This is a genomic window from Martinezella rhizogenes (genome assembly GCF_027460065.1).
Taxonomy (GTDB): Bacteria; Pseudomonadota; Alphaproteobacteria; order Rhizobiales; family Rhizobiaceae; genus Agrobacterium; species Agrobacterium rhizogenes_C.
Window position 1 is genome coordinate 120,129 of sequence record NZ_JAPYZZ010000013.1, and the last position, 17,252, is coordinate 137,380.

The following is a 17,252-nucleotide window of genomic DNA, read 5'->3' on the forward strand; positions in this document are numbered from 1 at the left end:
TGAAGCTATATTGTTTTTGGGCAGTTCTACTGCGGTGCATATAGGTGCTTACTTCAGTTAAGTATTTGAAACTGATTCCATTTCAGGAAAGCCGCATAAATGTCTTTGGCCATGAAAAACGCCGCGCATCTGATGATGCGCGGCGGGCTTGCTTTGAAGGTGGCGGTGGATGGGAGTGTGGTCTCAGCCGGCCTTTTCGAGCTTGTAGTCCGAATTGGCCGGTTCTTCCTGCTTGTGCTGGATGAGCGGGCGGTTGCCCGCCAGCTTGCGCACCAGCACATAGAAAACCGGTGTCATGAAGATGCCGAAGAAGGTTACGCCGATCATGCCGGAGAACACCGCGACACCCATGGCGGCGCGCATTTCAGCACCCGCACCGGTGGAGATGACCAGCGGCACCACGCCCATGATGAAGGCGAGCGAGGTCATCAGGATCGGGCGAAGGCGAAGCCGGCTTGCCTCGATGGCCGCCTGAAGCGGCGTTCGTCCTTCAAATTCCAGCTCCCGGGCGAATTCCACGATCAGGATCGCGTTCTTCGCCGAAAGACCGACAAGGACGACAAGGCCGATCTGCGTAAAGATGTTGTTATCCCCTCCCGTCAGCCAGACGCCCGTGAGGGCCGCAAGTACGCCGAGCGGGACGATCAGGATGATCGCGATCGGCAAAGTGAGGCTTTCATATTGCGCGGCGAGCACGAGATAGACGAGCAGCAGTGCAAGCGGAAAGACCACGATGCTGGAATTGCCGGCCAGAATCTGCTGATAGGTCAGGTCCGTCCATTCGTAATCGACGCCGGCGGGCAGGGTTTCGGCGAGGATTTTTTCAATCGCCGCCTGTGCCTGTCCCGAGGAGAAGCCCGGTGCCGGTCCGCCGTTGATATCGGCCGCAAGGAAGCCGTTATAGCGGTTGGTACGTTCCGGTCCCGTCGTCGCATCCACCTTCAAGAGCGTCGAGAGCGGGATCATCTGACCCGTTGCCGAACGCACCTTCAGGCGGCCGATATCTTCCGCATGGGCGCGGAACTGCGAATCTGCCTGCACCCGAACGCTGTATGTCCGTCCGAAGGCATTGAAGTCGTTGACATAGAGCGAGCCGAGATAGATCTGCAGCGTCTGGAAGACGTCGCTGACGGAGACACCCAGCTGCTCGGCCTTGGCACGGTCGAGATCAGCGAAGAGCTGCGGCACGTTGATCTGGTAGCTGGAGAAGATGCCCGCCAGCTCCGGCGTCTGATAGGCCTTGCCGATCACCGCTTTGGTTGCTTCATCGAGCGTCTGGTAGCCGTAGCCGGCGCGGTCTTCGATCTGCAGCTTGAAGCCGCCCGTCTGGCCGAGACCGTTGACCGGCGGCGGCGGGAACATGGCGATGAAGGCATCCTGAATGCCCGCATATTTCTGGTTCAGCTGCATGGCGATGGCATTGCCTGACAGTTCCGGCGTCTTGCGCTTTTCGAAGTCGTCGAGAACCGCAAAGACGATGCCGGAATTGGAGCCAATGGTGAAGCCGTTGATCGACAGGCCGGGGAAGGCGATGGCGTGGCTGACGCCGGGGGTTTCCAGGGCGATGTCGCTCATGCGCTTGATGACGTTTTCCGTGCGGTCAAGCGTTGCACCATCGGGAAGCTGGGCAAAACCGATCAGGTACTGCTTGTCCTGCGCCGGCACGAAGCCGCTCGGCACCGTCGTGAACATGCCGTAGGTGGCGGCCACCAGCGCCATATAGACGATCATGACGAGGCTCTTGCGCGTCACCAACCCGCCGACGGTCTTGCCGTAGCCGTTCGAGGCCGCGCCGAAGGCACGGTTAAAGCCACGGAAGAACCAGCCGAGTATCTTGTCCATGAAGCGGGTCAGCCAGTCTTTCGGCGCACCGTGTTCCTTCAGCAGCAGGGCCGCAAGCGCGGGTGACAGCGTCAGCGAATTGATGGCCGAAATGACGGTGGAGATGGCGATCGTCAGCGCGAACTGCCGGTAGAACTGTCCGGACAGGCCGGAGATGAAGGCGAGCGGCACGAAGACGGCGACCAGAACCAGCGCAATCGCGATGATCGGTCCGGAGACTTCACGCATGGCCTTATAGGTGGCGTCGCGCGGCGAGAGCCCGTTTTCGATATTTCGCTCGACGTTTTCCACGACCACGATCGCGTCATCCACCACGATGCCGATGGCGAGCACAAGGCCGAACAAAGTCAACGCATTGATGGAAAAGCCGAAGGCATACATGACGGCGAAGGTGCCGATGATCGAGACCGGAACGGCGATCAGCGGAATGATCGAGGCGCGCCAGGTCTGGAGGAAGAGGATGACGACAAGCACCACGAGGCCAACGGCCTCGAGGAGGGTATCGACAACCTTCTCGATGGAGGAGCGCACAAATTTCGTCGTATCGTAGACGATCTCGTATTTCACACCATCAGGCATTGCCAGCTGCAGATTGTCCATCGTGGCGCGGACATTGTCGGCGATTTCGATGGCGTTGGAGCCGGGGGCCTGAAGCACGGCGACAGCCACGGCGGGTTCGCCGTCGAGCAGCGAGCGCAGCGTGTAATCAGCCGCACCCAGTTCAATGCGGGCCACGTCGCGCAGGCGGGTGATTTCACCGTTGGCGCCGCTCTTGACGATGATGTTGCCGAATTCTTCAGGCGTCGTCAGACGGCCCTGGGCATTGACGTTGAGCTGCAGGTCGACACCATTAGGGCTTGGTGAAGCGCCGATGACGCCGGCTGCTGCCTGCACGTTCTGCTGGCGGATGGCGTCGGAGACGTCGCTGGCGGCCAGATCGTGTTCGGCGACCTTTTGCGGATCGAGCCAGACGCGCATGGAATAGTCACCTGCGCCGAAGACCTGCACCTGGCCAACGCCTTCGATGCGGGCAAGACGATCCTTGACGTTCAGCGTCGCATAGTTGCGCAGATAGGTGATGTCATAGGCGTCGGTCTTCGAGACGAGGTTGACGACCATGATGAAGTCAGGCGAGCTCTTGACGGTGGTGATGCCGAGCGCGCGCACTTCCGCCGGCAGGCGCGGTTCGGCCTGCGACACGCGGTTCTGAACCAGCTGCTGCGCCTTGTCCGGGTCGGTGCCAAGCTTGAAGGTGACGGTCAGCGTTAGCACGCCGTCAGATGTTGCCTGGCTGCCCATGTAGAGCATGTCCTCGACGCCGTTGATCTGTTCTTCCAGCGGTGTCGCGACGGTTTCGGCAATAACGGTCGGGTTCGCACCGGGATAGGTGGCGCGGACGACGACAGATGGCGGAACGACTTCCGGATATTCGGAAATCGGCAGGGCGCGCATGCCGAGAAGGCCTGCCACCACGATCAGGATCGACAGCACGCCGGCGAATACCGGCCTGTCGACAAAAAATCTGGAAATATTCATATCCAGTCCCTCTCCGGGTCTTTGGGAATGCGAAGGCCGTTCCGGCGACAATCCTGCCGCCGGGTGAAGGCCGGTTCTGTGTGAAGGGGCGTCTCGCACAAGGGCGGGACGCTTATGGATCAAAAAGGCGGGTTACTGCGAGGTCGCAACCTTGTCTTCGGCCTGGGGTGCGATGGTCGCACCGGGACGAATGCGCTGCAGGCCGTTGACGACGATCGTATCACCGGCGGCAAGGCCGCTTTCGATGATGCGCTGGCCATCAGCCGGAGCGCCGGGCTTGATCTGGCGGTAGCTCACCTTGTTTTCGGCATCGACCACGAAGACGAAACGCTTGTCCTGATCCGTGCCGATGGCGCGATCGCTGATGACGATGCGGTTTTCCGGCTTCGGTTCGCCCATGCGTACCCGCACGAACTGGCCGGGGATCAGCCTGCCATTCGGATTGTCGAAGATGGCGCGCACACCGATGGTGCCGCTTGCCGAATCCACCTGGTTGTCGATCAGGTGCAGCGTGCCCTTGATCGGTGTGCCTTCATCCGAAAGCGTGCCGATTTCCACCGGTATCTGTTCCAGTGCCGGCAGGGCGCCGTCGGTCTTCGGCAGCTCTGCAAGAGCCTTCGCAACCGTACCTTCGCTGGCATTGAAGCTCGCATAGATCGGGTTGACCGAGACGAGCGTCGTCAGTGCCGGCGAGGTTGAGCCGGCGGCGACGAGGTTGCCGGCGGTGATTTCGATCCTGCCGACCCTGCCGGAAACCGGCGCGATGATTTCGGTGTAACCGAGATCAAGCTGGGCGGTGGTCAATGCTGCGCGGGCGGCGCGAAGCTGGGCTTCGGCATCCGCAAACGAGCTTTGACGCTGGTCGAGATCGCTCTGGGAGATGGTGCGATTGTCGGAAAGCCTGCGGCCACGGTCGAGTTCCGTCTTTGCAAGGCTGACCTTGGCTTCGGCGGAAGCGACCTGTCCTTCAGCGCCAGCGACCGCGGCCTGATAAGGGGCCGGGTCGATGGTGAAGAGGGCATCGCCTTCCTTCACCAGCGCGCCTTCGCGGAAATGCACGGCCTTGATCTGGCCGGCGACGCGGGAGCGGATCTGCACCCGGTCGACAGCTTCGAGACGGCCGGAAAATTCCTCCCAGCGCATCACATCACGGCTTTCCACCTTGGCGACGGTGACCGGGATCGCCGGCGTCTCGGCAGGGGTGGAAGCGGCCGTGGCATTGCGGCTGGTGGGGAGGTCGAAAAACAGTGCTCCTGCTGCAACGGACATGGCAAGCCCGATGCCGGCACCCGTCAGGGCCCGGCGCTTTGTGTTCAGCGTCATGGGTATCTCCTTGGCCCCAGATCAGGAGCCGATCAGTTTCTCAATAAATGCGGTATTCAGTGTTTCAATTGGTCAACGAAGGTTTTGAACTCCGAACAGACGGAGGAAACCCATCCGCCGCCCTCTCCTTGATAAAGCCCCGTCCAGCCGACGCCGGCGGGGAAAACATGCTGACGGACGCTGACACCCGAGGCGATGAGGCGGTCTCCATAATTGACCGTTTCGTCGCGCAGAGGATCATCCTCGGCTGTAAAGATCAGCGCCGGTGCCACCCGGTTCAGCCGCGTGCACTGGCAGGGCGCGGCATAGGGGTGGAAAAACCCGCACGCCTTGGCAAGGTAATGGCTCCAGCCATCGGCCCAACGCTGGCGCATGCCGATCCTGTCCGCATTGCGGAAGGATTCCGTCGTCATCATCGGATCGATCATGGGCGACAGAAGAATCTGGCCTGCGAGTTTGCCCGGCATGCGGTCACGGGCCTTCAGCGCAAGAACCGCCGCCACATTACCGCCAGCCTCTTCGCCGGCCACGAACAGCAGCGATTTCGCGCCACCATAATGCTTGCGATCCCGGCTCAGATGGTCGAGCGCCTCATAGGCACAGTCGATGACCATCGGAAACTCGTTGCCGGACGGCTTGCTGTAATCGGCCTCCACGACCACCGCGCCGCTTTCCGCAAGCGCGCGGGCCACCGGAAGCTCGGGGCAATTACCATCAGGCTCAAGGCCGGGTTCCAGAAATGATCCGCCGCGCAGATAAAGCACGATGGGCGGATGGCTGCACAGGCAGGACCCTTCATAACGGCGCACGGAGAGCTTTGACGCGGACGCCTCGCTGCTGCCCATGTTTTCCCAATGCGCGTTCATGAAACCAGATCCTTTGCGCCGCCACCCATTGGCGGATCATATTGCAAAATCTGAAATCCATATTATTGTTCGGATCGAAACGATCAAGCATGCAAATTTGAAAACACTATTCCGAAATCACGGATAATAATATCTTCGAGGCAGTGAATGGACCAGCTCTCCGCCATGCGGGTTTTTACGCGGGTCGTGGAAACCGGCAATTTCAGCCGCGCCGCCACCGCGCTGAACATGCCGAAAACCACGGTTACCAATATGGTGCAGGCGCTCGAGGCGCATTTGCAGACCACGCTCCTCAACCGCACCACGCGGCGAGTGATGCTGACGACGGACGGCGCTCTCTATTATGAGCGGGCATCACAGATTTTATCGGAAATCGAAGAGTTGGACGGCAGTATGTCCAGCGCACAGGTGCAGCCATCCGGCCGGTTGCGGGTGGAAATGGCCGGTGTCTTCGCGGACTTGGTGGTTATCCCACATCTTTGCGAATTTTACCAGCGCTATCCGCAAATCCGTCTCGACCTCGGCGTTGGCGACCGTCTGGTCGACTATATAGCGGAGAATGTCGACTGCGCGCTGCGTGTCGGCGTGCTTCGCGATCAGTCGCTCATTGCCCGTAAAGTCGGTGAACTTCGGTTCGAGACCTTCGCCTCGCCATCCTACATCGAAAATTTCGGCATGCCGCGCGAGCCGGAGGATCTGGAGAAGGATCATTATTCGGTGGGCTATCTCAATGCCACCACCGGCCAGATCATGCCGGCCTCCTTCGACAATGGCGTGCGCAGTGTCGAGCTGACTCCGAATTATGTCGTCTCGGTGAATGACAGCCGCACCTATCTCAATGCGGCGCTGGCCGGCATGGGCATCGTGCAGCTTCCCGTCTTCATGGTGAGGGATGCGCTCTCGCGCGGCGAACTGGTGCCGGTGCTTTCGGAATGGCGGCGCGAAGCCATGCCGATCTATGTGGTTTATCCGCAGACCCGGCATGTGACCAACAAGGTGCGCGTTTTTGTCGACTGGCTGGCGAAGCTGGTTCACGGGCTGGTGTGAGGCAGGCGGCGAATGCTCATGGCCGGGCATGAGCCACAGCCGCCGCAAATTGCCTGATCTATCTGGAAACTGGAGCGGGCGAAGGGATTTGAACCCTCGACCCCAACCTTGGCAAGGTTGTGCTCTACCCCTGAGCTACACCCGCTCAAATCCACCGGTCCGGGGTAGTTCGCTGAACCGTGGGTCGCCGAAGCGGCGACGGGTGCTATATCGCTCAATCGTTTTTGGAATGCAACAGTTTCTTTTGCGGTTTCGGTGGAAATCCTTCCGGTCGCGGGTTTATTCGAAAGGGCGTGCCCGATGCGGTTCCGGATGGTGGCAGTGGCGGGCGAAAGCATTGTTTCGGCTGCTCTTTATTCCAGCAGCAAAGGGCGCACGGACGGCCGATAGTGCAGGAAATAACCTGTTTACATTTGGTTAAAATCTGATTCGACAAGTGATTCGTTCGGGTGTACAAAATTGATGCCCACGAAAAAGAAACGATACTTGGCATATCATCATCGGGAGGATGAGCCTTGTCGTACGCAGCTTTTGAAAGAGTCGGCGCACAATTGTCGCCAGAACAAATCACCGATCTGCAGAATATTTTCGATGGTGTTTGTTTCGAGTGTTTTCAGGATCGCAGCAGCCATGTTGCCAATGAATGTGCAGCAATTTTGATCCGCAGCGCCCAGCGCGGCATTCTGGATCATGAAATGTTGCGCGACATAGGGCTTGCTGTTCTGCGCCGCCATTGATGACATCATCTCTACTAAAAAGCGCCCGAATCTCTCGGGCGCTTTGCTTTGACGGACCTGCTGGAAATGCTTTCGGCTCAGCTCTTTTCCTGTACATGGGCTTCGAGGAACCACAGGGATTTGTCGAGATCGCGCGAGGCGGCGGTGAAGATATCGGCCGTCGTCGGATCGCCGGCCTCGTCGGAATCGTCGATCGCCTTGCGGATCATGTTCGCCACCTCGCCATAACGCTCGATCAGAGCGTCGAGATGATCGTGGATTTTATAGATATCGGTCGGATAGGCCTTGAGCTTCGTCGTTGAAGAGACGGCTTGCAGGCTGCCGAGCGCCGTGCCGCCAAGCTGCACGACGCGTTCGGCAATCGTATCGCCGTGATTGTCGAGCTGGGTGCGGAAGGTGTCGAGAAGTTCGTGGACGGCGATGAATTGCGGGCCTTTCAGGTTCCAGTGCGCCTGCTTGGTGACAAGCGCAAGGTCGATCACCGAGGCCAGCGATTCATTCAGAATGCCGATTACGGTCGATTTCGCGTTGGAAGGCAGATCGTTTTTCGTCTTGTGCGTCTTCATCGATGTCTCCTGAAGTTGCGGACGGAATGCCGCTTTGGAAAAGTCTGTCGATTAACGTCCGGGCCTGTGGCCCTGTTCCATGTTAAGCACTGCAGCGGCAAAAAATCCTGCGCAATCATCATGTCATTCGTAAAACAGGCAGATGCGCCGGCCGTCTATGTCCTCGACGCGGATCGGCATGTCGTAGATGTCCTTGAGAATCTCCGGGCGGATGATTTCTTCCGCCGGTCCCTGATGGCAGATGCGGCCCTCGCGCATGGCGATGATGGTGTCGGAATACCAGGAGGCGAAGTTGATGTCGTGCAGCACCAGAACCACGGTCTTTTTCAATTCGTCGGCTGCCTTGCGCATGATCTTCATCATGCTGGAGGCATGTTTCATGTCGAGATTGTTGAGCGGCTCGTCGAGCAGCACATAATCCGTGTCCTGACACAGAACCATGGCTACGAAGGCGCGCTGGCGCTGGCCGCCGGAAAGCTCGTCCAGAAAACGGCCGGCCAGCGGTTCGAGATGGAGATATTCCAGCGCCCGGTCGATATGGACCTTGTCCTCGATGGTCGGGCGGCCCTTGGAATAGGGGTAACGGCCGAAACCGACGAGATCGCGCACCGTCAGGCGCGAGGAGATGTGGTTGTCTTGCCGCAGGATCGAAAGGCGTTTTGCCAGCGTATCGGAAGCGGTCTTGCTCACATCCAGACCATCGACCGTCACGGTTCCTGCATCCATGGACATCAGCCGCGCGACGATGGAAAGCAGCGTGGATTTTCCCGCCCCGTTCGGGCCGATGATCGAGGTGACGCCGCCTGCCGGAATGGAGACGGAGACGTCGTCGACGACGAGCGTATCGCCATAGGATTTGCTGATCTGACTGGCGATGATCATCGCGCACCCCGCTTTAAAATAAGACCGATAAAGACGATGCCGCCCAGGAATTCGATGATGATGGAAAGTGCCGTATCGAAGGCGAAGACCCGCTCCAGCACCACCTGGCCACCAACGAGGCAGATTATGGCGATGAGGATCGCCGCCGGCAGCACATAGGCGTGTTTGCCGTTGCCGGTGAGATAATGGGCAAGGGCGGCGACCAGCAGGCCGAAGAACATGACCGGGCCAACGAGCGCTGTTGAGACGGCGACGAGCACGGAGACCAGCACGAGGATGATGGTGACCGTGCGTTTATAGTCGACGCCGAGGCTGATGGCCGTTGCCCGGCCAAGCGAGAGGACGTCGAGCGTGTGCATGAGGCGCAGCCCGATGATGCTCACGACACCGATGATGATCGCCGAGATCGTCAGAAGCGTGGGATCGATGGAGTTGAAGCTGGCGAAGAGCACGTCCTGCAGCACGGTATATTCGTTCGGATCGAGCACGCGCTGCATGAAGCCCGAGAGGCTGCGGAAAAAGACGCCGAAGACGATGCCTACCAGTACGAGAAGATGCAGGCTGCGTTCCGCGCCAACGAAAAGCCAGCGGTAGAGCAGGGCGGAAAAGGTGACGAGCAGCGCGGTTTCAACGATGAACTTCAGCTGCGGATCGATCATGACAACGGTTGCCGAGCCGAAGACGAAGATCAGCCCGGTCTGCATCAGCACATAAAGCGAATCGAAACCCATCACCGAGGGGGTGAGGATGCGATTGTTGGTGACCGTCTGGAACAGCACGGTGGAGACGGCAATGGCATAGGCCACCAGCAAGAGCGACAGAAGCTTGATGCCGCGAAACGGCAGTACGAAGCTCCAGCTCCCTTTTGCGCCGAGCGTCATGAAGGCGGCCATGGAGATGAGTGCGAATGCCGCAAGCACGAGCAGAACGGTTTTTGCACGCCGGTCGGGATGTCTCTCACGCATGGTGGCGTTTCCGCAGCAGGAGATAGAGGAACAGCACGCTGCCGATGACGCCGACCACGGTGCCGATCGGTATCTCGTATGGCGCGCGCACGGTCCGGCCGATGATGTCGCAGGAAAGCACGAAGACCGCGCCAAGTGTTGCCACCCAGGGCACGGAGCGGCGCATATTGTCGCCGATCATCAGGCTGACGACATTCGGTACGATCAGGCCGAGAAACGGGATCATGCCGACGGTGACGACGACGACGGCGCTGACCAGCGAAACGATTGTGAGACCGAGCGCCATCACCCGGCGGTAGTTGAGGCCGAGATTGGTGGTGAAGTCGCGCCCCATGCCGGCCACGGTGAAGCGGTCGGCGGCGAGATAGGCGGCAATGGCGAAGAAGAAACCGACCCAGAGCAATTCATAACGGCCGCGCAGCACGCCGGAAAAATCGCCGGTCATCCATGCGCCGAGCGATTGCAGCAGGTCGAAACGATAGGCGAAGAATGTGGTGATGGCGGAAATGACGCCGCCCAGCATGATGCCGATCAGCGGCACCAGCAGCACATCGCGCAGCGGCACCTGTCTCAGGATACGCAGGAACAGCGCTGTTCCGGCGAGCGCGAAAGCCGCCGCCACCAGCATCTTGCCGAAGATGGGCGTTTCGGGTGCAAACAGGGTGACGACGAGAAGGCCGAGACCGGCGGATTCGGTCGTGCCGGCCGTCGAAGGTTCCACGAAGCGGTTGCGCACCAGCATCTGCATGATGAGACCGGCAATCGCCATGGAGCTGCCGGCCAAGATGAGCGCCAGCGTGCGCGGAATGCGGCTGACGAGCAGCACGCGCAGCGCATCCGCGCTCGTATCAGGCGCGAAGAGCGTTGTGAGCGAAACGTCGCTCACGCCGACGAACAGGCTGACGATGGCGAGCGTCAAGGCCAGAAGAAGGGCTGATATGAGGGGCAGGGATTTCACGTTGGTGATGTTTCAAAAATGGTAGGCGTTCAGGCGACCTCGCAGGGTGCCGAGAAGGCGTAAACCTCTCCTCCGTCATCCTCGGGCTTGTCCCGAGGATCTGCAACCGATTGATTTATTCGACGTGTTTAGATCCTTGGGACAAGCCCAAGGATGACGTTGCGTATGGAGCAGCCTTGGAGAAGATGGTCTGTGCCTTCTACGACTTCTTGCCTGAAACCGCGTTGTAGACCTGATCGAGCAAAGTGGTGAGCGCCGTATAACCGCTGCTGACGATATAGGCCGCCTGCGGATCGAGATAGACGATCTGCTTTTTCTTCCAGGCATTGGTCTGGTGGATCAGTTCGTTGTCCAGCACCTGTGCGGCGGCCTTGCCGGGGTCGGTGGCGCGGCCGATGCCGGCGTCACGGTCGATCACGAACAGCCACTCGGGATTGACCTCGGCCAGATATTCGAAGGAGACGACGTCACCGCGGTCGAAGCGGTCATCAATGTCGGCGGCGACCGGCTTGAAGCCGATCTCGGTGTGCAGCCAGCCGGTGCGCGAGCTCGGGCCATAGACGCCGACCTTGCCGGCATTGGTCAGCAGGATCATCGCCGTGCCGGAATTCGGGGCGATCTCTTTCAGCCTGGCGACTTTTTCGTCGAGGGCGGCGTCGAGCTTCTTTGCCTCTTCCTGCTTGCCGAAGATATCGCCGAGCTTGGTGATGTTGCCTTTGACGCTGTTGATGAATTCCTTGGAATCGATCGACATGTCGATGGCGGGCGTGATCTTCGAAACGTCAGGATATTTCGCCCGCGAACGGCCGCCGACGATGACGAGATCGGCTTCAGCCGCATTGATCGCCTCGTAATCGGGCTCGAACAGCGTGCCGACCTTCAGATATTTGCCGTGGGCATATTTCTGCAGATAGGCAGGCAGGTTTGAGTTGACGACACCGGCGGGCTCGACACCGAGCGCATCGAGATTGTCGAGCGAGGGAATATCCAGAACCAGAACCTTCTTCGGTGCCGCTTTCAGCACGGTTTCGCCCTGCGCATGGCTGATCGTCATTTCCTGCGCGCCTGCGGTCATCGCGCCAAGGCTGAAGGCTGCTGCCGCCAGCAGCCGAACGGGGAGGGTGAAGTTGATGGCCACGGATATGTCCCTTGCAATATGGTTCCAAGCCCGCGGAAGGATGTCCCGGCGGGTTAACTTGATGTCAACTGTCAGCTTTATTGGCAAGGTTCGCGGAAATCAAAAATATGTTTTAGAACGGTTCTGAATTGCGGTGAGCGGGAAATGTGGGGGCGGGAGAGCATGGCTTGCGATCTCTCCGGACGTCATCCTCGGGCTTGTCCCGAGGATCTAATCACGTTGAACAAAATCGATGGGTTGCAGATCCTCGGGACAAGCCCGAGGATGACGGAAGCACCGTTTTCACTCGCGTCGCTAACCCAGTCTGTGTCCGCACGCCTCAATCCGGCGGCCAGTCACCAACAATTTCGCGCCTCTCCAGTTTCAGTGACCGGTCGGGCTGCACACGGTAGGTCTCAACCGCAAGCCGTCCGTCACCCATGACGAATTCATTGCTGAGTGTGCTGCCGATGGGGGACTTGGTCAATTTGGTGCGGGGTTGCCCGCCGTAGGTGATACTGCCGGGAATGGGTTGCACGTCGGGTGCCGCGGTGGCGCAACCGGCGAGCGCCAGAACCATCATGATTGCGATCGTGCGCATGTTTTTCTCCTGCGTTTGGGGCGGAATCATATCACGGTCACGTCGGCGCCACACATCCCGTTGGCGTGAATAAAAAAAGCCCCGCATCCGGAGATACGGGGCCAGTTGCCTTGGGAGGTTTCCGGTTTCTCAGTCCTCGTTGGCGGCAAGCTGCGACAGCACCTCGCCGCGGCCGCGGATGCGCATGATGAGCGGGACGATGAAGGCGGCGGCCGCCACGATGAAGAGGCCAACGGCAATTGGCGAGGTGAGCAGCACCGTCGGATCGCCCTGGCCGATGGCGAGCGCGCGGCGCAGCTGCTGTTCGGCCAGCGGGCCGAGGATGAGGCCGACGACCGCGGGCGCAATCGGATAACCGAAGATGCGCATGATATAGCCGAGGATACCGAAGGCGAGCAGCATGCCGAGTTCGAACACCGACGGGTTGGCGCCGATGGTGCCGAGCGTGGCGAACAGCAGGATGCCGGCATAAAGCCAGGGCTTCGGAATGGTCAGCAGCTTCACCCAGAGACCGACGAGCGGCAGGTTGAGCACCAGCAGCATCAGGTTGGCGATGAACAGGCTGGCGATCAGGCCCCAGACGAGCTGCGGATTGGTGGCGAACAGCAGCGGGCCGGGCTGCAGGCCGAACTGCTGGAAACCGGCGAGCATGATGGCGGCGGTTGCCGTCGTCGGCAGGCCAAGCGTCAGGAGCGGCACGAGCGTGCCGGCGGCCGACGCATTGTTGGCGGCCTCGGGTCCGGCCACGCCTTCGATAGCGCCATTGCCGAATTCTTCCGGATATTTGGTCAGCTTCTTTTCGGTGGCGTAGGACAGGAAGGTGCCGATTTCAGCGCCGCCAGCCGGCATCGCGCCAATCGGGAAGCCGATCAAGGTGCCGCGCAGCCAGGGCTTCCAGGATCGCGCCCAGTCCTGCGCGCTCATCCAGACCGAACCTTTGACGGCCTCGACCTTTTCGTCGCCGCTATTGCCCTGTGCGACGATGAACAGCGTTTCGCCGATCGCGAACATGGCCACCGCAAGCGTCGTCACTTCGACGCCGTCGAGCAGGTCGGGAATGCCGAAGCTCATGCGCGTCTGGCCGGTCAGCTGGTCGATGCCGACGATGGCGAGCGCAAAGCCGATGAACAGCGAGGTGAGACCACGCAGCGCCGAATCCCCGAAAGCGGAGGAAACGGTGACGAAGGCGAGTACCATCAACGCGAAATATTCGCGCGGGCCGAACACCAGCGCCAGCTTGACGATGTAGGGGGCGACGAAGGCGAGTGCGATGGTGGCGATGAGGCCGGCCACGAAGGAACCGATGGCGGCGGTGGCAAGGGCCGGGCCGCCTCTGCCCTTGCGGGCCATCTTGTTGCCTTCGAGCGCCGTCACGATCGAGGCGCTTTCGCCCGGCGTGTTGAGCAGGATCGAGGTGGTCGAGCCGCCATACATGCCGCCGTAATAGATACCGGCGAACATGATGAGCGAACCGGCGGGATCGAGCCTATAGGTGACGGGCAGAAGCAGCGCCACCGTCAGCGCCGGGCCGATGCCGGGCAGAACCCCGACGGCGGTGCCGAGCGTCACGCCGATCAGCGCATAAAGCAGGTTCATGGGTTGGGCGGCAACCTCAAGACCGTGCAGCAGGAATTCAAACGTACTCATGGAAGGATGTCCCCCTGTCGGGCGAACCGCTGGTCTCTGCGACATCGCGCGCCGGCGGTTTTGTTATTATGATCTCGAATTTGGTCGGAATGGCTGTCAGAAGAACAGCCGTTCCAGAGGCCCGGCGGGCAGGGAAAGCTGCAGCAGCCGCGCGAAGAGGAGCCAGACGAAGAAGCTCAGGGCGATGCCGACGGGGATCGAATACCAGAGCTTGCGTTTGCCGAAGGCGCGCGCCGTAAACGCGAACAGCAGGCCGGTGGCGATGGAGAAGCCCGCGACATTGAGCAGCAGCATCTGCGCGGCAAGGCCGGCGACGACCCAGATGACCGGGGCGATTTCCTGCCTGTCGCGTTCGGGGAAATCACCGCGCCAGGCTTCGATGGCGGTCCACAGCGCGAGGCCGACAAGACAGAAGCCGATGGCATAGGGCACCGTTGCCGGGCCGACCGGGGAATAACCGGTGACGCTGGCGAGACGCGCGCTGTCCCAGAAGATCACGCAGGCGATGATGACGAGGAAGATGGCGATCGCCAGCGCCGCCCAGTCAGGGCGGCGCTTTTGATGCTCTAGAGGGTTGGAACCCTGGCTCATTTTACCAGTCCGATGTCTTTGAGGATGGTGGCGGTGGCGTCGGTATCCTTGGCGAGCTGTGCCTTGAATTCGTCACCGGCGAGATAGGTATCCATCCAGCCCTTGGTCTTCAGCGTTTCCTGCCACTTGGCGGATTTCACCAGCTTTTCGACGTCGGCATTGATGGCCTTTTCCTGATCGGCGGAAATGCCGGGGGCTGCCGCGACCATACGCCAGTTCTGGACGACGACATCGAGACCGCTTTCCTTCAGCGTCGGTGCGTCGACGCCCTCAAGGCGGTTTTCGCTGGTCACGGCGAGAAGGCGCAGCGTGCCGGCCTTGACCTGGCCTTCGAATTCGCCGTAGCCGGAAACGCCAGCCGTCACCTGCGAGCCGAGGATCGAGGCAAGCGCTTCGCCGCCGCCGGAATAGGCGATGTAGTTGATCTTGGTCGGATCGACGCCGGCCGCCTTGGCGATCAGGCCAACGGCGATGTGGTCGGTGCCGCCGGCCGAGCCGCCGCCCCAGGAAACGCTGCCCGGGTCTTTCTTCAGCTGGTCGACGAGGTCGCCGATGGTCTTCAGCGGTGAGGATGCCGGAACCACGATCGCTTCATATTCGCCGGTCAGGCGGGCGATCGGGGTTACTTCCTTCAGCGTCACGGGCGCATTGTTGGTGAGGATCGCGCCCACCATCACGTAACCGCCGACGATGAGCGCGTTCGGGTTGCCCTTCTGCTGGCTGGCGAACTGCGCAAGACCGATGGTGCCGCCGGCGCCCGGTACGTTCTGCACCTGAACGCTCTTGGAAATGCCTTCTTCCTGCAGCACGCTCTGCAACGAACGCGCCGTCTGGTCCCAGCCGCCGCCGGGATTGGCGGGCGCAATGACGGTATAGTCAGCCGCAGCGGCCGGAAGGGCGATCATGCCCGCCAGAAATGTACCGATAAGAAAATGCTTCACTTCGAAAACCCTCCTCAGGATGCCCTTTTTGGGCGTCGTTTTTCGTTTATGCGGAAGGGATTTCAAGGCGCACATATCCGCCGCTGACGTAGCAGCGCAGAATTCCGGCGGTCCTCAAGATTTCCTCCCGCATCTTCTTCCGCCTCCACGGAATGAAGAAGGACTACAGAGCATCACAAAAAGCTGTCATCTAACTGACGCTACGCAAGTCCTTGCTCATTTACTCTCTATTAATTTCTGGCGGACGTCCACTGCGGGGTGTCGGGTCAGCGCTTTCAAAGCTTGCCGCTCCCTCATCCCTGTGCTTGTCACAGGGATCCAGTCGACGCGCGTCTGCGCGCCGAGAAGAGTCGTTGCAGCCCAAGGACTTGGGCTAGCTGGATTCCTGTGACAAGCACAGGAATGAGGGATGGGGGGCGCTCAAACCTACTGCGAGCGCAACGCCTCGTTCCAGCGCTCGATCAGGCGGCTGCGCTTGACCTGATCCAGATAGACCATAAGCCCGGGGCTGACGGGCACGGGGCGCAGTTGCGCGCCGTGGATGGCCTGCATGGTGTTGGCGGTGTTTTCGCCCGCTACTTCCGGGCTGACGGCGGGGATTTGCAACTGCCGGGCCATGATTGTCTGGCCTTCCTTGGACATGAAGAATTCGAGGTAGCGGCGGCCAAGCTCGGGATTGGCGGCGGCTTCCGGCACCAGCCCGATGCGCGACATGACGACGGTATAATCCTTAGGCAAGACGATGCCGACATCGGGGTGGCGCGAGGCCCAGTCTGCGGCATAGGAGCCGAGAATATTGTAGCCCAGCACGAAACGGCCGTCGGATACACGCTCCAGAATGGCCGAGGAGGTGGAATAGACCTTCACGCCCGCCGCCCCCATGGCCTTGATGACGCTCCATATATCGCCGAACTGCTCCTGATCCCTTGACATGAAGAGGAAGCCGACGCCCGAGCGCTCGATGTCGTAGGTGGCGATGCGGCCATGCACCTCTTTCGCGTGGCGTTCGAGATAATCGACAAATTCGGCGCGGGTGGCGGGTGGTTTTTCGGTGGCAAAGCTCGGCTTGTGGTAGACGAAGACCGCTGGCTCGAAAGTCAGCGCATAAGCCGTGTTGCGCCAGTTCGCCCAGGCGGGCCAGCGGGCGCTCATGGCAAGGTCGGAGCGCTGGGCGTAACCGTCATTGCTCAGTTTCACCTGCAGGTCCATGGCGGAAGAGAAGGCGAAATCGGCGGTCTTCTTGCCGGCATCGGTTTCCTTGACGATGCGGTCGTAGATTTCACCGGTCAGCATATCCTCATAATGGACGGCAATATCGGGATTGGCCTTCTGGAAACCTTCGATCATCGGCGTCGCCAGCGGTTCATCCAGGGAGGAATAGACCACCAGCGTTTGGGCATCTGCCTTGCCCGATAGGGCCGGGAAAACGGCGACCTGCGCAAGCGCGGGCGAGGCCATGCAAAGACAGAGGCAGAGAAAAAAGCAGATACGCATGGAAAAGATCATGCCGCACGCGCTTGCCATTCACAAGCGCCGGAGCGGGATTGCGAAAAGTGTGAGCGGTTTTCGTCTGAAATCCCGCCCCGACTCTATAAGTGGATCATGATTCAAGTCATAGGCTTACCGGGCCGAT

Annotated in this window: 15 protein-coding genes and 1 tRNA gene; 2 read left to right on the top strand and 14 right to left on the bottom strand. The window is 60.3% G+C overall.

Going from position 1 to position 17,252, the window contains the following annotated elements:
- Positions 1-183: 183 nt before the first annotated feature.
- From O8B93_RS19275 to O8B93_RS19285, 3 genes are all read right to left on the bottom strand, one after another.
- The gene (locus tag O8B93_RS19275) at positions 184-3,378 is read right to left on the bottom strand and encodes an efflux RND transporter permease subunit (RefSeq protein ID WP_269711519.1); all 3,195 of its coding nucleotides are present in this window, start codon (positions 3,376-3,378) and stop codon (positions 184-186) included.
- A 132-nt stretch (positions 3,379-3,510) separates the two neighbouring features.
- Positions 3,511-4,701 carry an efflux RND transporter periplasmic adaptor subunit gene (locus O8B93_RS19280; protein WP_269711520.1) on the bottom strand — a complete coding sequence of 397 codons (1,191 nt, stop codon included), beginning with the start codon at positions 4,699-4,701 and terminating at the stop codon, positions 3,511-3,513.
- A gap of 56 nt (positions 4,702-4,757) precedes the next feature.
- Positions 4,758-5,567 carry an alpha/beta hydrolase fold domain-containing protein gene (locus tag O8B93_RS19285; protein ID WP_269711521.1) on the bottom strand — a complete coding sequence of 270 codons (810 nt, stop codon included), beginning with the start codon at positions 5,565-5,567 and terminating at the stop codon, positions 4,758-4,760.
- Between the two features lie 147 nt (positions 5,568-5,714).
- Here O8B93_RS19285 and O8B93_RS19290 point away from each other — a divergent pair, with 147 nt between their 5' ends.
- Positions 5,715-6,614: a LysR family transcriptional regulator gene (locus O8B93_RS19290; protein WP_269711522.1), complete on the top strand. Its 900-nt coding sequence runs from the start codon at positions 5,715-5,717 to the stop codon at positions 6,612-6,614.
- A 70-nt stretch (positions 6,615-6,684) separates the two neighbouring features.
- On the opposite strand, the gene O8B93_RS19295 is transcribed toward O8B93_RS19290, so the two are convergent.
- Positions 6,685-6,759: transfer RNA gene (locus tag O8B93_RS19295), tRNA-Gly, on the bottom strand.
- A gap of 370 nt (positions 6,760-7,129) precedes the next feature.
- Here O8B93_RS19295 and O8B93_RS19300 point away from each other — a divergent pair.
- Entirely contained in the window at positions 7,130-7,351 is a 222-nt protein-coding gene (locus tag O8B93_RS19300; protein WP_173987573.1) for a hypothetical protein, read from the top strand.
- A gap of 77 nt (positions 7,352-7,428) precedes the next feature.
- Here the strand turns inward: O8B93_RS19300 and dps are convergent, their stop codons facing one another.
- The 10 genes from dps to O8B93_RS19350 all read right to left on the bottom strand — a co-directional run bounded on the left by dps (position 7,429) and on the right by O8B93_RS19350 (position 17,143).
- Positions 7,429-7,917: a DNA starvation/stationary phase protection protein Dps gene (gene dps, locus O8B93_RS19305; RefSeq protein ID WP_006312098.1), complete on the bottom strand. Its 489-nt coding sequence runs from the start codon at positions 7,915-7,917 to the stop codon at positions 7,429-7,431.
- A gap of 123 nt (positions 7,918-8,040) precedes the next feature.
- Positions 8,041-8,799: an iron ABC transporter ATP-binding protein gene (locus O8B93_RS19310; protein ID WP_269711523.1), complete on the bottom strand. Its 759-nt coding sequence runs from the start codon at positions 8,797-8,799 to the stop codon at positions 8,041-8,043.
- Positions 8,796-9,764: an iron chelate uptake ABC transporter family permease subunit gene (locus O8B93_RS19315; RefSeq protein ID WP_269711524.1), complete on the bottom strand. Its 969-nt coding sequence runs from the start codon at positions 9,762-9,764 to the stop codon at positions 8,796-8,798. The genes O8B93_RS19310 and O8B93_RS19315 overlap by 4 nt, the downstream gene beginning before the upstream one ends.
- The gene (locus O8B93_RS19320) at positions 9,757-10,722 is read right to left on the bottom strand and encodes an ABC transporter permease (RefSeq protein ID WP_269711525.1); all 966 of its coding nucleotides are present in this window, start codon (positions 10,720-10,722) and stop codon (positions 9,757-9,759) included. The genes O8B93_RS19315 and O8B93_RS19320 overlap by 8 nt, the downstream gene beginning before the upstream one ends.
- Before the next feature lie 199 nt (positions 10,723-10,921).
- Entirely contained in the window at positions 10,922-11,860 is a 939-nt protein-coding gene (locus O8B93_RS19325; RefSeq protein ID WP_269711526.1) for a siderophore ABC transporter substrate-binding protein, read from the bottom strand.
- Between the two features lie 319 nt (positions 11,861-12,179).
- Positions 12,180-12,440: a hypothetical protein gene (locus tag O8B93_RS19330; RefSeq protein ID WP_269711527.1), complete on the bottom strand. Its 261-nt coding sequence runs from the start codon at positions 12,438-12,440 to the stop codon at positions 12,180-12,182.
- Between the two features lie 129 nt (positions 12,441-12,569).
- Complete coding sequence (locus O8B93_RS19335; RefSeq protein WP_269711528.1) at positions 12,570-14,087, bottom strand: tripartite tricarboxylate transporter permease; 1,518 nt, start codon at positions 14,085-14,087, stop codon at positions 12,570-12,572.
- 96 nt (positions 14,088-14,183) lie between these two features.
- Positions 14,184-14,678, bottom strand: coding sequence for a tripartite tricarboxylate transporter TctB family protein (locus tag O8B93_RS19340; RefSeq protein ID WP_269711529.1), 495 nt, complete (start codon positions 14,676-14,678; stop codon positions 14,184-14,186).
- Positions 14,675-15,583 carry a Bug family tripartite tricarboxylate transporter substrate binding protein gene (locus O8B93_RS19345; RefSeq protein ID WP_405049075.1) on the bottom strand — a complete coding sequence of 303 codons (909 nt, stop codon included), beginning with the start codon at positions 15,581-15,583 and terminating at the stop codon, positions 14,675-14,677. The genes O8B93_RS19340 and O8B93_RS19345 overlap by 4 nt, the downstream gene beginning before the upstream one ends.
- 462 nt (positions 15,584-16,045) lie before the next feature.
- Complete coding sequence (locus O8B93_RS19350) at positions 16,046-17,143, bottom strand: ABC transporter substrate-binding protein (RefSeq protein ID WP_405049072.1); 1,098 nt, start codon at positions 17,141-17,143, stop codon at positions 16,046-16,048.
- Positions 17,144-17,252: the final 109 nt, after the last annotated feature.

What these genes read in the sequence shown, in the direction of transcription:
- dps (WP_006312098.1), bottom strand. Translation starts at nt 7,917, where the DNA reads ATGAAGACGCACAAGACGAAAAACGATCTGCCTTCCAACGCGAAATCG.
- O8B93_RS19280 (WP_269711520.1), bottom strand. Translation starts at nt 4,701, where the DNA reads ATGACGCTGAACACAAAGCGCCGGGCCCTGACGGGTGCCGGCATCGGG.
- O8B93_RS19275 (WP_269711519.1), bottom strand. Translation starts at nt 3,378, where the DNA reads ATGAATATTTCCAGATTTTTTGTCGACAGGCCGGTATTCGCCGGCGTG.
- O8B93_RS19340 (WP_269711529.1), bottom strand. Translation starts at nt 14,678, where the DNA reads ATGAGCCAGGGTTCCAACCCTCTAGAGCATCAAAAGCGCCGCCCTGAC.
- O8B93_RS19350 (WP_405049072.1), bottom strand. Translation starts at nt 17,143, where the DNA reads ATGGCAAGCGCGTGCGGCATGATCTTTTCCATGCGTATCTGCTTTTTT.
- O8B93_RS19290 (WP_269711522.1), top strand. Translation starts at nt 5,715, where the DNA reads ATGGACCAGCTCTCCGCCATGCGGGTTTTTACGCGGGTCGTGGAAACC.
- O8B93_RS19285 (WP_269711521.1), bottom strand. Translation starts at nt 5,567, where the DNA reads ATGAACGCGCATTGGGAAAACATGGGCAGCAGCGAGGCGTCCGCGTCA.
- O8B93_RS19335 (WP_269711528.1), bottom strand. Translation starts at nt 14,087, where the DNA reads ATGAGTACGTTTGAATTCCTGCTGCACGGTCTTGAGGTTGCCGCCCAA.
- O8B93_RS19345 (WP_405049075.1), bottom strand. Translation starts at nt 15,583, where the DNA reads ATGATCGCCCTTCCGGCCGCTGCGGCTGACTATACCGTCATTGCGCCC.
- O8B93_RS19315 (WP_269711524.1), bottom strand. Translation starts at nt 9,764, where the DNA reads ATGCGTGAGAGACATCCCGACCGGCGTGCAAAAACCGTTCTGCTCGTG.
- O8B93_RS19310 (WP_269711523.1), bottom strand. Translation starts at nt 8,799, where the DNA reads ATGATCATCGCCAGTCAGATCAGCAAATCCTATGGCGATACGCTCGTC.
- O8B93_RS19330 (WP_269711527.1), bottom strand. Translation starts at nt 12,440, where the DNA reads ATGCGCACGATCGCAATCATGATGGTTCTGGCGCTCGCCGGTTGCGCC.